The sequence below is a fragment of the Halalkalibacter akibai JCM 9157 genome, assembly GCF_000513135.1.
Classification (GTDB): domain Bacteria; phylum Bacillota; class Bacilli; order Bacillales; family Bacillaceae_D; genus Halalkalibacter; species Halalkalibacter akibai.
This window is the reverse complement of record NZ_BAUV01000026.1, coordinates 13765-29882: the sequence shown is the minus strand read 5'-3', so window position 1 is coordinate 29882 and position 16118 is coordinate 13765. Positions and strand designations below refer to the sequence as shown.

The window sequence follows — 16118 nt, the reverse complement described above, 5'->3', positions numbered from 1 at the left end:
ACTTTACCCGATAAACTCCTTAACAAAATAACTTGGATTTAACCTTTCTCCAGTAGCCTTCAGGATTTTGTCGTTCCAATGTAGCATTGCCCCATCAGAAAAAAAGTTGTCTTTCAAATAATCTCCCACTGCTAGTGTGAACAGGTCAGTTGAGATGTTGCTTGAGATAAAATGTTCCAGCTGTGAAGCTGTTAATTCTCCTAGCCAATAGTCTTGATAAGAGGCGGGTGCTAAGGAGAAATGCATTTTGGCTGCCCAGTCAGGATAACTGGTTTTTTCTGGAGGGTTAATGTACTGAATTTCTTTTACAAGTTTCCACCACATTTGGTTTAAATCTTGGTCCGGATCTTCATATAAAGCTTTTTCAAAAAATGAAAAAGTAATGATCCAGCGGGCTGATACTAACAATTGACGCTGTAGCATCTTATTGATTGCTGGTGCTAACGTATCCAGCTTTTCATCCTCAACACCTAAAAAGCGCTTTTGCCACGTTAGCGTTTTAGTCATTCGCCCAAAAAATAAAGCGATTGCTTCAGTGGTCAATGAATGGGAATGAAAGCGAAGTATAAAAGGCAATTCTCTTTTAATATACTTAAAATAAACCGCATGTCCGAACTCATGCAATAAGGCAGTAGTCCAAAACGAACTTTCATCCAGGTTTACAAGAATTCTCACGTCCCCTTTTCTATCAACATTCGTACAAAAACCAAATGGATTTTTGTTTTCTCGGGGATATAAATCACTTTTTTCAAGAATATCGCTTATATCTAGTCCCATTGACTTAAACGTTGAAACCGCTATTTGTTCTAAATCTTTATCTTTGTAGAACGAGTCCAGATTGGCACCACTAACAGAAGGGGCTTCCTGAAAAAAAGGATCGACATAATGCCAAGGCCGAAGATTTTCTTGAGAAATATCTAATTCCTCTGATCTTTCTCTATCAATTTCAGTTTTGATCTTACGAAACGGCTCATCCGATAACTCTTTTAACTGCTGAAAAATACCAAAAACCGTTTTTAAGTCTAACTCTTGAGTGTGAAAACTAAGTTCATAATAGTTCTCAAATCCTAATTGACGTGCATCTTCATTTCTTTTATGAACTAATTTCAAGAGATTCTTTTCTATTTCCTTCCCCACTTGTTTACTAGCTAACCAAGCTTCTTTTCTTTGGTTTTCATCCGTGCTATTTTTTAAAATGTTTAATAGATCGTTGTTTGCCACCTTTTTCCCTTCAAATATCGGTCTATATGTATTGAAAACAGCAGATATTTCACTTTCGAGTTCTAATGTTTTCTTACTATCTTCTTTATCTAGTTGATTTTTAACCATTTTATTATATAAATCATCCAATTGACGGCTTTGATGCAAGGTTAAGTTTGGAATCCCACGATAAGCTTTTACCTGATTGTAAGCTTCTGTATCAGCAAAATTGGCAAAGTATTCACCAAGCGCCTTTTCGTGTTTTAGTCCCCACTCTTTTTCTCCTGTCGTTTTTGCCATCCAATGATTAAAGAGGACAGGCTTATACAGATTTTCCATTCTATTATTTTGCGCTTGAAGAAACTCATCTATAGACTTCATGTAAAAACGCCTCCCTACTATCATTTCACTATTTCTGAGAGTTGATGACCGTCTAACCGTTTTTTATTAAACTCTTCTTTCTAAAACTTTTATTGCTCTTACTAGCCAATACAAAACAAGCCAAGGCAACAAAAACTTTGTCATCCATTCAATGTAGCTAAATAAGGTTATAAACGAATATCCGAAAAACGTCACAACTAAGGAAAGAGCTAATATAATAAAACCTGCAATCATATAGTACTTTACCACTTGCTTTATTTTAAGTTTATTAATCAAAAGAATGACCACAGTAGAAAATGTAACGAATAGTAATAAAGCTAAAATATTATATAACACCCAATAAACCTCATTATTAATAGTGAAATCCACTAAACATGCCTCCCTTTACTCTATTAATTTACTAACGATACCCTAATGGATCTCACTGCTTGTGCTGATCCTTAATTTCACCTAAAAGATTAATAATTAGATAATTTTGTTCTATGATTTTATTATTCTGCTTTTTTAAATGGCTAAATTCCATAACGCAAACTATTAAAAAAATAACCAGTAGAATAAAAATAATCATATATGCCACCTCCAGTTTTTGTATGGTCTCTATTTAATTACCATAACATATTTAACCAGCTACCAATATCCTTTTATTACCTTTTTATGAATGTTCAACAAACAAAAAAAAGACATGACGTTTATACTTCATGTCCTATTTTTATTCGATTTTCTCAATGATTTAGGAATGTACACACAGAATGGTTCGCTTTCTAAGTAGTCACCTGTCACGGCAAAGGCTCTTGAACGAGATCCCCCACAAACATAGCGAAACTCACAAACTCCACACTTGCCTTTATATTTATCTGGATTTCGTAAGTCTTTAAAGATAGGTGAGTTACGGTAAATTTCAGCTAAAGGCGTTGTGCGAATATTTCCAGCTTTAATTGGTAGCAACCCGCTCGGATAGACGTCCCCTACATGTGAGATGAAAACAAAGCCATTCCCATCATTGACCCCTTTTGGTGCACGACCTAGCCCATCAAATGTTGCAGTCATCCCCTTCATCAATGCATCCTGATAGCGAATCGTTTGATCAGAAGAAGAGCTTTCTCGCATTCTTTGCTGAATAACAACACGTCGGTAATGCTGTGCTGCTGTTGTTTTAATATCGAAAGAAACTTTTTTTCTCAATTGATGAAGCCAGTGAAACACCCGTTCATGCTCTATTGGTGAAATCATATCGTTTTCCTTGCCTCTTCCTATCGGCACAAGAAAAAAGACACTCCAGAGCACGCAATTTAGTTGTTCTACCATTCTTGCCATTTCATCAAGTACATCAACGTTATATCTAGAAATGACCGTATTTATTTGAATGGGAATTTCTAATTTGTGTAAATATTTAATGGCATTCATTGTCAGTTCAAATGAACCATCCGTTCCTCTAAAATGATCGTGGATCTCTGCTGTTGGCCCGTCCAAACTAAACGCCCATCTTGCCAGTCCAACCTCCTTTGCCTTTTTAATGGCTTCTTCCGTAACATTCGGGGTAGCACTTGGTGTCATCGAAACACGAACCCCCTTTTTGACTGCATATTTGGCAATGTCATACACATCTGTTCGCATAAGTGGATCTCCACCTGTAAATACAAGCATCGGGTTATCCATTTCATAAATATCATCAATTAGTTTTTTTCCTTCATCAAAAGTTAATTCGAGCGGATGACGGTGATGTTGAGCCTCTGCCCGGCAATGTAAACACTTTAATTCGCATGCTCTTGTCAGTTCCCAAATAACAATAAATGGATTTTTATTAAAATCACGGTTGAACATCTAATCCCTCCAATCAATTATCCCCTATTATAAGCTTGTGTAAATTACTCAGATATGAAATCGATCACGAATCAACTCAGCTTCTCTTTTCACTCTTCTGTGACAAAAATCATTTTAAGCTCTATTGATTGGTGTTATCTTTTAAGAATTGATTGAACTTATTATTTTATTACTGAGAGGAGAATGGCAATGATGTTACCTAAAGAACATGGAACATGGCTTATGTTTTTTCTGCCATACTTGTTGGGTGTCTTTTTATCTGAACCGAACTGGCTTCATGTCCCCTTATTAATTGGCTGGTTTTTTATTTTTTTAGCGTCAACTCCATTTTTAAATATCTTCAGAAACTCTAAATCTAAAAAGACGATGCAACCATGGTTATTGGGATACGGTCTTATTGCTATCATTTTTCTTACACCTATTGTGTGGCTCTATCCGGCCTTACTTTTCGTAGGCATCTTTTTTCTACCACTTCTTACCGTAAATATGTACTATATTAAACGTAAAAACGAACGAAATCTTCTTAATAATCTCAGCGGAATTTTAACTTTTTCGCTAGGTGGAGTCGCTGCTTTTATGATTGGTAATGGAGGCTGGTCCAACGAAGTTTTTCTTATATTTCTTTGGGTCATTTTATACTTCATGGGTAGTTCCTTTTACGTTAAGTCCATGATTAGAGAAAGAAAAAACAAGAAATTTAAAAAGATGTCTCACGTTTATCACTCTTTTCTCCTTTTTATACCTTTGTTGCTCGCCGTTCCTTGGATGAGCTTAGCTTATCTGCCTGGTATTCTTAAAGATTGGTTTACCTCCAGAGCAACTCCTGTTAAACCAATCATTCTTGGTATGGTTGAGTTAGGAAATGGCGTTCTTTTCTTTGCTATCAGTCGAGTAATCTTAGCGTGACTTTACTTTTTCAAGACTCTCTCAATCATGTCTCTTCAATAGGATTGGGAGAGTTTTTTCTTTCATTTACTGCTAGATTGCCATTGTACTTAGCTTCTACTACCTTTTTTGTTAACTTAAAAAGTGTCTATTTACCGAAAGCTGTATTTTATATATTGCTTTTAAACAGGATCTCACCCATAATTAAAGATGTATTTAAAATACTGGTTTAATTGGAGGATTACATATGAGTACGAAACTTTTGAATTCCAACACCATTAACATCATTAAATCAACCGTTCCCGTTTTAGCGGAGCATGGAACAGCCATTACAACACGTTTCTACCAAATGCTATTTGAGAACCATCCAGAATTACTTCATATCTTTAATCATGTAAATCAAAAACAAGGGAAACAGCAACAAGCTCTTGCCAGTACGGTCTATGCTGCAGCACAGTACATTGATAATTTAGAAGCCATTCTTCCAGCTGTAAAGCAAATCGCTCATAAACATCGAAGCTTAGGAATTCAAGCTGAGCACTACCCTATTGTAGGTGAACACTTGTTGTTAGCTATTAAGGAAGTTCTCGGCGATGCTGCTACAGACGACATTATCAACGCGTGGGGCGATGCCTACGGAGTGATTGCTGATGTCTTCATCTCTGTAGAAAAAGAAATGTATCATGAGGCTGCTTCTAAAACAGGTGGTTGGGATGACTTTCGAGAGTTCGTCATCTCAAAGAAAGAAAAGGAAAGTGATGTCATTACATCTTTCTACTTAAAACCGAAAGACGGTGGCCCCATTTCAGCTTTCACACCTGGTCAATATATTACAGTTAAAGCCGTCATTGATGGTGAAACGTACACTCATTTAAGACAATATAGTTTATCTGATCAACCAGGACAAGATTACTACCGTATTAGCGTGAAACGTGAAGATCAGAAGGGAAATATTCCAGCTGGTATTGTTTCGAATTTTCTTCACGACCAAGTTTCTGAAGGGGATCTGTTAGAAATTACAGCACCTGCTGGCGATTTTGTATTAGATTCGCACGAAGATAGACCCATTGTCCTTATTAGTGGTGGAGTTGGTCAAACGCCAATGATCAGTATGTTAAAAACATTAGCTAAAAAACAACCCGAAAGACAAGTCACTTACGTGCATGCAGCTATTAACAGTTCACACCATGCATTTAATAAAGAAATACGTAGTGTCATAGATTCATCTACCAATATACAATACTTTTTAGCTTACGAATCACCAACTGAAGATGATAAACAAACTGGAATTTATCAAAAAGCAGGCTATATTGACCTGCCATGGTTACAATCTATTTTAACGAATAATGAAGCTACATTTTACTTCTGTGGTCCAGTCCCTTTTATGAAAGCAATCAGAAAAGCTTTAAAAGAATGGAATGTAGCAGACGAACACATTCACTTTGAATTTTTTGGACCTAAAGGAAATTTAGATCATTAATCGAATAAAATGAGCATGTGCAAATAGCATATGCTTATTTTATTTTAATAGTGAAAGGAGTTTGAAAATGAACTTTGATTTGAAAGAAGCGATAAGTGTTCTAGAACGCACACCACAAACCTTGGAAGTTTTTTTAACAGGCTTATCTGATGACTGGTTGCACTGCCGTGAAGGCGATGAAACATGGAATATCATAGAAGTGTTGGAACACCTCATAGAAGGAGAGAAACATAATTGGATAAAGAGACTTGAAACGATTCTTAAAGAAGGTGAAAAGAATCCCTTTCCTGCATTTGATCGTTTTTCTCATTTAAACCAAAAAGTGGAACGTTCACTTGAACAAACATTGCTAGAATTTAAAGAATTAAGAAATGAAAGTCTATCCAAATTGAAGAATCTGATCCATTCAGATTCGCAGCTCGAATTAACAGGTTATCATCCGGCCTTTGGTGTAGTGAAAGTAAGACAATTGATTTCTACTTGGGTTGTGCATGATTTAACACATATCTCTCAACTTGTACGAATCATGGCGGAGAGATATAGAGTAGATGTTGGGCCTTGGGAAGAGTATTTGGGGATTTTGAAAAAAAGATAGGTTCATTAACGATGTTGATTGGCAGTTACCGCTAAGTTTTATAATTAATCTGTCTATTATAAAATAACGCTAACCATATAGAGATTAGCGCAATTAAAACTGACCAGTATTATACTTATGCAACAGTTGCTCTCGGATAAAGTCTCGGCACTCAGAAGACAAGGTAGATCTATCGGGATGAATAATGTCTCCATATGGAACTCCACCAACGAATTTCACTTCTGCTGTGAATTTTTTTTCTTGGTTGGCATCATATCCTGTGAATTGCACAAACTTGGTTTGATGCTCCGTTGTTTTAAAATCTATGATACTTATGTGATGATGTTTCTCCAAGTAGATCCCTCCTATATTAATGAAACTTATTTAAAGTAATTCGTCAACATGATACTACAAATATTACAATTCTTCACACAGGAAGTCAGTATAAAGTTATGAAGACCTTTTTTCTTTATTTAAGAAGGCTTCGGGCTTTCATCAGCTTCATGAAGACCTTTTCTCTCTTTCTTTAGTACGGTTGGGGTCTTCATCAGCCTTATGAAGTACTTTTCTCTCTTTCTCATGATTGCTTGAGGTCTTCATCGGTCCTATGAAGACCTTATTTCCTTTAGTTAAGTGGTCGATCGGCTCTCATTAAATCTATGAGGGCTCAACAGCATTTTAAAAAGTAGTCCATTCATGAAGTTGGACTACTTTCTATTCTTTTCACTTCTAACATAAACCACCGGCTAATTTATTTCTCTTTTTATTTATCCTCCACTATAAGGTAATACGCTTTTACCGGTCCATGAACACCTACAACTAAATTCATCTCAATATCAGCGCTGTTACTCGGCCCAGATATAAAATTGATACACGACGGTACCGTTCCTTGCTGTTCTTGCATTTGGTGAATATAACTAGTAGCTTGTGTCATACGGGGTACGATCGTACTTTTTGGAATAACGGCAATATAATAGGTTGGGAGCAAGCTCACTGATCTACCCTTACCTTGATCACTAAACAATACGACGGTTCCAGATTCAGCTAACGTCATATCAGCAAATGTTATTCCGATGTCGGCTTGCTCTGCAAATTTAATATTTTCCTCTCCGACAGCTGGATTCCATTCGTGTACGTCGACCCCAGCTTGGAAAATCTCTTGAAAAAAAGCATCTAATTCATACTCTTTTATTCGAGGATCATCCCAGCTTATAATCGATTGTGCGTTCCAACCAGCTATGACATTTCTTAACACTTCTTGAAGGTTTTTAGTTGTTACTAGCTCAACTTGTGTATGAATTTTCGTACACTGCTCGACTAGCACGTCAACAAGTTGATCCTGATTATAACCTTTGAATACTTCATGCTGTGGTTGGTGTTTCCAATTAGGTCGGACGACAGGAGTCGTTTTTCTTGGCCTTCCAAGACTTTTGGCAATTTGATCTAGAAAACGATCTTTATGTTGAATGCTACCGGTTGGCATTACTTGTCGCCGCCTTTCTCACGTTTTTTATACCATTCTCTGAAACTTTGTTTACTAGGCTCTGGAAAATCTCTTATGTCGGTCCAAGGTTTAATCGGACCTGGTCCTTTTTTAATTTTTCCTTCGCTTACTAATGGGCCCATCATTGTTGGAGCTGCTTTTGATCCGAAGCTGAATAGTTTTGGTGAGCTCGCCGCCAAGGAGAATCCTTTCATTGCTAACTTTTCGCCGAATCCGCCTCTCCCCTGTTCTTCGACAATGTTTCTTCGGTGTTTAATTAATAAATCATGAAGAGGGATCTTTACTGGACATGCTTCCGTACATGCCCCGCATAAGCTTGATGCATAAGGTAACTCCTTGTAATCATCATATCCACCAAGTAACGGCGATAAGACAGCACCAATTGGACCAGGGTAAATGGATCCGTAGGAGTGGCCTCCAACATGACGATATATCGGACAAACGTTAATACAGGCTGCACAGCGAATGCATTGAAGAACCGATTGAAACTCTGTTCCAAGTATGTTCGAACGTCCGTTGTCTACAATAACTAAATGAAATTCTTCTGGTCCGTCAACATCACCATCTGCTTTCGGTCCTGTTAAACCAGTAATATAACTAGTTAGCTTTTGACCGACCGCACTTCGACAAAGCATACTCACTAATATATCAAGTTCTTCCCAAGTTGGAACAATTCTTTCCATCCCCATAACGGTAATTTGCGTTTTCGGTAAAGTCGTCGCAAGTCTTGCATTCCCCTCATTTGTCACAAGAGAAATCGCCCCGGATTCAGCAACAGCAAAGTTACAGCCAGTAATCCCTATATCAGCAGTTAAAAATTCACCACGTAACTGTTCTCTAGCAAACAAGGCAAGCTCTTCTGGTTTGGAAGATTTAGAATAGCCTTTTTTCTCTTTAAAAGTATCTCGAATTTGATCCTTATTTTTATGCAAAGCTGGCGCTACAATATGAGAGGGGGGATCGTGGTCATCAATTTGAAGGATATATTCTCCTAAATCGGATTCAATGACCTCACAGCCTGCTTTTTCTAACGCTTCATTCATACTGATTTCTTCCGTTACCATTGACTTAGATTTAATTACTTTTTTGGCGTTTTTTTGTTTAGCAATTTTTGTGATGTATTCATTCGCTTCTTCAGCTGTTTGCGCAAAAAAAACATGTCCGCCTTTTTTCATCACATTCTCAGCAAGCTGATCTAGGTAATAGTCTAGGTTTTCTAGGGTATGTTGACGAATCTCTTCAGAAAGCGATCGCCATTCTTCCCAGTTTCCAAGCTCTTTCTGGGCATCTAATTTTCTTCCTTTAAGTCTCTCTTGAGCGGACACCATTGCTTTTCTCATAAAATCATTGTTAAGTCCTTTGTCCACCCGGTCAAAAAACTTATCCTCACTGATTTTCATCGACATTGTTATCCCCGCCTTTTATTGTTTACTGTTTAGGACTTGTGCAATATGCATCACTTTAATTGGTTTGCCTTGACGTTCAATTCTTCCACCAATATTCATTAAACACCCACAATCAGCTCCAATTAACACTTCAGCTTCTGTTTCTTCAATATGCTCAATTTTCTCATTGACCATCTGCTCTGAAATTGGCACCATTTTGACTGAAAACGTTCCTCCGAAGCCACAGCATGTCTCTTTATTTGGAAGACTAGCAAACTCTAATCCTTTTACATTTTCTAATAGTTTCATCGGCGCATCTTTAACACCTAATAGGCGTGTCATATGACAAGATGTATGGTAGGTTGCTTTTTTCTGGAAAACGGCACCGACTTCTTCCACTTTTAAAACATCCACTAGAAACTGCGTAAATTCAAAGGTCTTTTCTGCTAGTGACTCCGCCCTTTTCTTCCAAGTCGAATCCTCTTTAAACAAATGGCTGTACTCATGAATCATGGCCCCACAAGAGCCTGATGGAGTTACAACATAATCTGCATGTTCGAACGTTTTGATCATATGTTTAGCCACGTCTTTTGTTTCATGATGGTAGCCACTGTTATAAGCTGGCTGACCGCAACAAGTTTGATTCATAGGAAAATCCACTTCACAACCGTTACGTTCAAGAATTTCCACGACATCTTGGCCAACACCAGGATAAAATACGTCCGCTAAACATGTCACAAATAATGATACTTTCATCCATGATCCCTCATTTCATTTATAGTGAGGTATTCTTAAAAGCAGCACTTTACTATTCAGTCCCTTTTTAAGAACGTATGACTTTTATCTCTAAATCTTGAAAATCTTTAATTTGTCCCTGACTTGTCTTAGAGTCCGTGATAATACAGTTAATCGAATTGATAGCGCCTATTCGCGAAAAAGCTTGTTTGCCAAACTTTGTATGGTCTGCTAACAAATAAATTTCATCTGATATTTCAATCATTTTCTGTTTAACAAGCGCCTGCATTTCATTTGAATCACTGATTCCACGTTTGGCATGTATACCTTGGCAAGAAATAAAGGCTTTGTTCACATGATAATATTCCAAAGCGTTGTTCGTTTGTGGCCCTACAAATGATAAAGATCTTGGTAACATTGTCCCACCAACTGTAATAACAGATATTTTTTCACGGTTTGCGAGTTCCATTGCCACTTTCATCGAGTTCGTTAAAACGGTTAGCGCCATATCAGGCAATCTTTTGGCCATATACCAAGCTGTTGTACTTGCATCTAGGATAATTCGATCATTGGTTTCCACGTATTTGACGGCTTCTTCTGCAACCGCCAACTTCTCTTTTACATTTTGTATTTCTCTTTCAAAATAAGGTAGTTCAATCTCCGTTTCTTTTATACTTACTGCGCCACCATGACTTCGCTGAAGCTTCCCTTCGCCCTCTAGTTTCTCTAGATCGCGGCGGATGGTTTCTTCTGTCACTTTAAAAATTTGACTTAGTTCTGTTACACGAATACTCCCTTTTTCATTGACAATCTCTGTAATTTTCTCATGTCTTTCAGCTACAAGCATTTCTTCACCTCCGTAATCTTAATATAATTGCTGTATTTGTAATGTTTAATGTTTTAAAATATGATCTACCCCTCTAAGTGAAGTGGAGCGGAATGGAACGAACACCATTCCACCTCTCCCTAACTATTAACAAAGTAGATAAAAACAGCCATATAATTAGATATAGACAATTGTATTTTCCACTAGCCGAAGCTCAACTTAACTATACCATTTTTAAATATGAAAGAAGTAAAAATGCAGTCAGGCTTTTTTTGTCTTTCAAGCCTAACTGCAGATAAAAAAGCGTTATTTTCGATTAGAAAGAACCTTCTCTTCATATTCATTGACATCTTGTAACCAAAGTTCTTTAGCAGGAACATTCATTTTTTCACAATAATAGTTCCAGATCGCGCCGAATGGGTATGTTTTGAATTCTTCTAAAAGCGCCAATCTTTTCGTGTAGTCCCCATTTTCCTGCAGTGCTTTTAGGTGTTCATTCGGCATTAACATCGCATACATTAAAGCTTTAATCATATTACGCGTTCCAATTGTCCATGCGGCAATTCGATTAATACTCGCATCAAAGAAATCCAATCCGATCATCACTTGATCAAGTGCATCATTGCGAACAATCTCTAGTGCGATCTCTTTTAACTCATCATCAAATGTTACTACATGATCACTATCCCATCGAACAGGCCTTGAGACATGAAGCGCTAATTTCTCATTAAATAATAACATAGCTGAGATTTTGTTTGATACAGTTTCCGTTGGATGATAATGCCCTGTATCTAGTAAGCAAAGCTTGTTGTTTTTCAGTGCATAACTTAAGTAAAACTCATGTGATCCAACCACAAAAGATTCAGAACCAATCCCAAATAATTTACTTTCTACAGCATCTACGTTATAAGCTTCATCAATCTCTACAGCAAAGATTTCATCAAGGGATTCCTTTAAACGTCTTCTCGGTGTAAGTCTGTCACTTGGTGTATCTTTATACCCATCTGGAATCCAAATATTTGTTAAGCAAGGAGATCCTAACTCTTTACCAAAATATTCACCAATCTTTCTACTAGCTATACAATGATCAATCCAATACTTTCTAATTTCAGGGTCTGGATGTGTGAGTGTCAAACCATCTGCTGCTTTCTCGTGTGAAAACAGTGTTGGATTAAAGTCTAGCCCAAGTCCTTGCTCTTTTGCCCATTCAACCCATTTTTCAAAGTGCTTAGGCTCAAGCTGATCTCTTTCTATTACTTCACCGTTTGTCTCTGCATAAATAGCATGTAAGTTAACTCGGTGTTTACCTGGAATAAGAGAAAGTGCTTTCTCAAGATCCATCCTTAACTCTTCAGGAGTTCGTGCTTTTCCTGGGTAGTTACCTGTGACATCAATTCCACCAGATAAGTCACCTTTGTTTATTTCAAAGCCACCGACGTCGTCCCCTTGCCAACAATGAACAGAAATCGGAACAAGTTGAAGTTTTTCAAATACTTCTTCTACGTTAATGCCCCACTGTTCATATTCTTTTTTCGCCAGTTCAAAATGGTCTTTTAAACTCATAATAAGCCTCCTTAGTTTTTAATTTTTGTATAACTCACAACATTAAAAGATTGTTTAATAATAGATCTAGCCTCATGGATATCTTTGATTTCACCGAGTGAAATTAGTTGCGCAATAATATTTCCAATTGCTGTTGCTTCAATTGGCCCAGCAAATACCTCTTTGCCTGTTACATCAGCAATTAATTGGTTAAGTAGTTGATTTTGACAGCCTCCGCCTATGACGTTGATCGTTTTAAATTCTTTTTCAAAAATATCTTCAATCTCAGCAATGGCTTTTTTATAGCTATCTGCTAAACTTTCAAACACACATTTAGCTATTTCACCTGGCTTATTCGGAACCTGTTGATTCGTTTCCAAGCAGTACTTTTGAATTTCTTCTATCATATTCTCTGGCTTTAAAAACCGCTGATCGTCGACATCTACAATAGAAGCAAATGTCGTTACCTCACGAGACAAATCAACAAGTTCAGCAAATGAATACCGATTATTGTAATTACGTCTAACTTCTTGAATCATCCAAAGACCCATTATATTTTTTAAAAAGCGGTATTGATAATCCATTCCACCTTCGTTTGTAAAGTTATAATCTAAAGCTTTCGTCACGCAAATCGGGAAATGATTTTCAACCCCAATTAAAGACCATGTACCAGAGCTAATGTAAATCGTTTCTTCTAACTCTGGAACAGCAAGTACCGCTGAGCCCGTGTCATGAGTTGCAGGTAAAATGACATCCATGTTAAAACCAAATTCCTCAACTAATTCATTTCTTAAACTTCCAAGCATTTCTTTTGGCATTTTAATTTCTTGAAACATGTCTAAATTTAACCCTAATGTATGAATAATGTCCTTATCCCACTTTTTAGTGAAGGCATTGATTAATTGAGTGGAAGTGGCATTCGTATATTCATTTGCTTTTATCCCTGTCAAAAGAAAATGTAAATAATCAGGAATCATCAGAAATGTTTTCGCTTTTTTTAATACGTCTGGATTTTGTTTTTTTAAGGCATATAACTGGTAAATCGTATTAAATTTTTGAAATTGAATACCGGTCTCTAAATAAAGACGTTCTTTCTTAAAGATTTCCACTACTTCTTCCATGATCCCGTCAGTTCGCGGATCCCGGTAAGCTATAGCGTCCGTTAACAGTTGATCATTTTCATCGAGTAGTACAAAGTCAACTGCCCATGTATCAATGCCAATACTCACAGGTCTGATACCAAGTTCATGACACTTTTTGATCCCTTGTTTTATTTCAAAGAACAAGGCCCCAACATCCCAGCAGAAATGATTGTTTTTCTCAATAATACTATTTTCAAACCTATGAACTTCATTTAAATGTAATTGGTTCTTCTCTAGATCTCCAACAATTAACCTTCCACTTGAAGCCCCAATATCAACAGCTAGGCTATACTTTTTCATTCGGCACCTCCTAAGCGTAAGCGCTTCCTCTTCTTGTAAATAAACAATCCAACCCCGGCTTTCTATCAAACTCGAAAAATCGGGGTTAGAGTAACATAATTAACGAGTGAATGCTGCAGGTACACCGCCGTCAACTGTGACCATACAACCAGTTGTTTTCTCTGCTTTGGAAGAAGAGAAGAAAAGAATAGACTCAGCAATATCTTTCGGATAAATATTCACTAATAATGTCGTACGTTTACGGTAGTGATCATCTAGTTGATCTGGATCAATGCCATAAGCAGCCGCACGTTCTTCACGCCATCTTGAACCCCAAATAGCTGAGCCTTGAAGAACAGCATCTGGAAGAACAGAATTCACACGAATTCCAAATTCGCCACCTTCAGCAGCAATACATCTAGCTAAATGCGTTTCAAGAGCTTTTACGGAACTGTATGCTGATGCATTTTTACCAGCATATACTGAGTTTTTCGATCCAATAAAGACCATACTTCCACCTATCGCTTGATCCTTCATTTGTTTGAACGCCTCACGCGCAACTAGGAAATATCCCGTTCCAAGAACATTCATGTTAAGGTTCCATTCTTGCAACGAAGTTTCATCAAAAGGACTTGATGTAGCTAAACCTGCATTATTAACAATAATGTCGACACCACCGTATGTTAAAGCTGTTTGATCGAATGCAGCCTGTACTTGCTCTTCACTCGTTACATCCATCTTAACCGCAAACGCCCGGCCTGCTCCGAATTGCTCATTAATTTCAGCAGTTACTTTCTCTGCACCTTCAAGGTTTAAGTCAGCAAGTACAACATGAGCTCCTTCGGCTACAAATTGACGACATGTCTCGCTTCCAATTCCACCTGCTCCACCTGTTACGAAAGCTACCTTTCTAGAAAATTCTGCTTCAGCTGGTGCAAGAGATAGTTTATAAAGCTCAAGTGGCCAGTATTCGATATTGTAAGACTCATTTTCGTTTAGCGATACGAATTCACCTAACGCCGTTGAACCTTTCATAACAGCAATAGCACGATGATATAAAGCTCCACTCACGTTAGCCATTGCAACGTTTTTACCAGAGTTAACCATTCCAATTCCAGGAATTAAGATAACACGTGGTGCTGGTTCGAACATCACATCTCCATCGTTTTTATTTCTTTCGAAGTAAGCTTTATATTCTTCTTTAAAGACTTGAATTCCTGTTCTAACTGCTTCTTTTAATTGCTCAACATCTTTTGTAGAAGGATCCCAATCAATATATAAAGGCTTCATCTTCGTGTGTACTAAATGATCTGGACAAGCTGCCCCTACTTGTGAAAGTTCTGCAGCATCAAGACTGTTAACAAACTCTAGCACTTCATCTGTTGAATCATATGTTAATAGCATTTTCTTTTCATCACTTACCGCCCCGCGGATAACAGGCATTACTTTTGCTAAAATTGACTTTTGATCTTCATCAGCTAAAGAGTCATATTTCTTACCACCGAAAGTAGCGCTTTCATCAATACGAGCAAGAATATACGCTTCAGCTTCGTTGATCACGGAAATGGTTTTGTCATAGCTTTCTTTTGCTGTTTCTCCCCAAACGACTAATCCGTGTTTCTCCATTAATACAAGGTCAGCATTTGGATTGTTTTTCACGCCTTCAGCAATCATCTTTGAAAGAGTGAAGCCTGGTCTAACATAAGGAACCCAAACAAAACGATCTCCAAAAATCTCTTTTGCGATTTCCTTACCATTATCTGCACAACAAATGCTAATAATCGCATCTGGATGTGTGTGATCGACATGTTTAAAAGGTAAAAAGGCATGAAGTAAAGTCTCAATGGAAGCTCGTGGATGCTTACTATCTATCATACAATGAGACAAGTATTCTACCATTTCTTCATCTGGCATTTCATCACGTTCAATTAACGGGCGAATGTCTTCAAGATTTAAACCGGTAGAAATTTTTTGCTTGCATCGTTGCTAGGTCAGAGCCACTTCCCTTAACCCACATCACTTCAATATCTCTTCCTCGAAAATCTTGTTCGATTGTTTTCATAGATGTATTTCCGCCGCCCCAGTTACAAACAGCACGATCTGAACCTATTAAATTAGAACGATATACAAGTTCACTAAGTCCAGCGGTTAACGTTGCCGCTTTTTCTTCATTCCATAAATTTTGTACCATAACAACCTCCGAATTATGTTTATTTTCTTCTGATTTCAATGTATCATTTTTGTTTACTTTTGTATATACCTTTATTTTGTTTTGTTTGATTGTTGGATAACTATTATTTCATTTAATAAATACACAGTTAACACTTTCTAAAAACCATAAAAACTCCAAAAGGCTATATATAA

General features: G+C 37.2%; 13 protein-coding genes and 1 pseudogene. 3 read left to right on the top strand and 11 right to left on the bottom strand.

All coding sequences use genetic code 11. The features are described from left to right. Window positions 1–3: 3 nt before the first annotated feature. The 3 genes from JCM9157_RS14190 to JCM9157_RS14180 all read right to left on the bottom strand — a co-directional run bounded on the left by JCM9157_RS14190 (window position 4) and on the right by JCM9157_RS14180 (window position 3402). Window positions 4–1581, bottom strand: coding sequence for a M2 family metallopeptidase (locus JCM9157_RS14190; protein ID WP_035665670.1), 1578 nt, complete (start codon window positions 1579–1581; stop codon window positions 4–6). 66 nt (window positions 1582–1647) lie between these two features. After that, window positions 1648–1950, bottom strand: a complete 303-nt coding sequence (locus JCM9157_RS14185) for a hypothetical protein (RefSeq protein ID WP_035665669.1) — start codon at window positions 1948–1950, stop codon at window positions 1648–1650. A 327-nt stretch (window positions 1951–2277) separates the two neighbouring features. Beyond that, entirely contained in the window at window positions 2278–3402 is a 1125-nt protein-coding gene (locus JCM9157_RS14180; protein ID WP_035665668.1) for a TIGR04053 family radical SAM/SPASM domain-containing protein, read from the bottom strand. Between the two features lie 189 nt (window positions 3403–3591). On the opposite strand from JCM9157_RS14180, the gene JCM9157_RS14175 reads away from it, so the two are divergent. From JCM9157_RS14175 to JCM9157_RS14165, 3 genes are all read left to right on the top strand, one after another. Next, window positions 3592–4308 carry a YwiC-like family protein gene (locus JCM9157_RS14175; protein WP_052013161.1) on the top strand — a complete coding sequence of 239 codons (717 nt, stop codon included), beginning with the start codon at window positions 3592–3594 and terminating at the stop codon, window positions 4306–4308. Window positions 4309–4534: 226 nt separating this feature from the next. Beyond that, window positions 4535–5767 carry an NO-inducible flavohemoprotein gene (hmpA, locus tag JCM9157_RS14170; protein ID WP_035665665.1) on the top strand — a complete coding sequence of 411 codons (1233 nt, stop codon included), beginning with the start codon at window positions 4535–4537 and terminating at the stop codon, window positions 5765–5767. Between the two features lie 67 nt (window positions 5768–5834). Further along, window positions 5835–6362, top strand: a complete 528-nt coding sequence (locus JCM9157_RS14165; protein ID WP_035665663.1) for a DinB family protein — start codon at window positions 5835–5837, stop codon at window positions 6360–6362. 93 nt (window positions 6363–6455) lie between these two features. On the opposite strand, the gene JCM9157_RS14160 is transcribed toward JCM9157_RS14165, so the two are convergent. From JCM9157_RS14160 to JCM9157_RS14125, 8 genes and pseudogenes are all read right to left on the bottom strand, one after another. Beyond that, window positions 6456–6695 carry a hypothetical protein gene (locus tag JCM9157_RS14160; protein ID WP_235715016.1) on the bottom strand — a complete coding sequence of 80 codons (240 nt, stop codon included), beginning with the start codon at window positions 6693–6695 and terminating at the stop codon, window positions 6456–6458. Between the two features lie 409 nt (window positions 6696–7104). Beyond that, complete coding sequence (locus tag JCM9157_RS14155) at window positions 7105–7824, bottom strand: LutC/YkgG family protein (RefSeq protein ID WP_035665658.1); 720 nt, start codon at window positions 7822–7824, stop codon at window positions 7105–7107. Further along, the gene (locus tag JCM9157_RS14150; RefSeq protein ID WP_035665656.1) at window positions 7824–9251 is read right to left on the bottom strand and encodes a LutB/LldF family L-lactate oxidation iron-sulfur protein; all 1428 of its coding nucleotides are present in this window, start codon (window positions 9249–9251) and stop codon (window positions 7824–7826) included. Before JCM9157_RS14150 ends, JCM9157_RS14155 begins: the two co-directional genes overlap by 1 nt. A gap of 15 nt (window positions 9252–9266) precedes the next feature. After that, window positions 9267–9986: a (Fe-S)-binding protein gene (locus JCM9157_RS14145; RefSeq protein ID WP_035665654.1), complete on the bottom strand. Its 720-nt coding sequence runs from the start codon at window positions 9984–9986 to the stop codon at window positions 9267–9269. A 67-nt stretch (window positions 9987–10053) separates the two neighbouring features. Further along, the gene (locus JCM9157_RS14140) at window positions 10054–10812 is read right to left on the bottom strand and encodes a DeoR/GlpR family DNA-binding transcription regulator (protein WP_035665652.1); all 759 of its coding nucleotides are present in this window, start codon (window positions 10810–10812) and stop codon (window positions 10054–10056) included. A 285-nt stretch (window positions 10813–11097) separates the two neighbouring features. Beyond that, window positions 11098–12354, bottom strand: a complete 1257-nt coding sequence (rhaA, locus tag JCM9157_RS14135; protein WP_035665650.1) for an L-rhamnose isomerase — start codon at window positions 12352–12354, stop codon at window positions 11098–11100. An 11-nt stretch (window positions 12355–12365) separates the two neighbouring features. Further along, the gene (rhaB, locus tag JCM9157_RS14130) at window positions 12366–13775 is read right to left on the bottom strand and encodes a rhamnulokinase (RefSeq protein WP_035665648.1); all 1410 of its coding nucleotides are present in this window, start codon (window positions 13773–13775) and stop codon (window positions 12366–12368) included. A gap of 99 nt (window positions 13776–13874) precedes the next feature. Beyond that, a pseudogene (locus JCM9157_RS14125) lies at window positions 13875–15945 on the bottom strand (bifunctional aldolase/short-chain dehydrogenase). Between the last annotated feature and the right edge of the window lie 173 nt (window positions 15946–16118).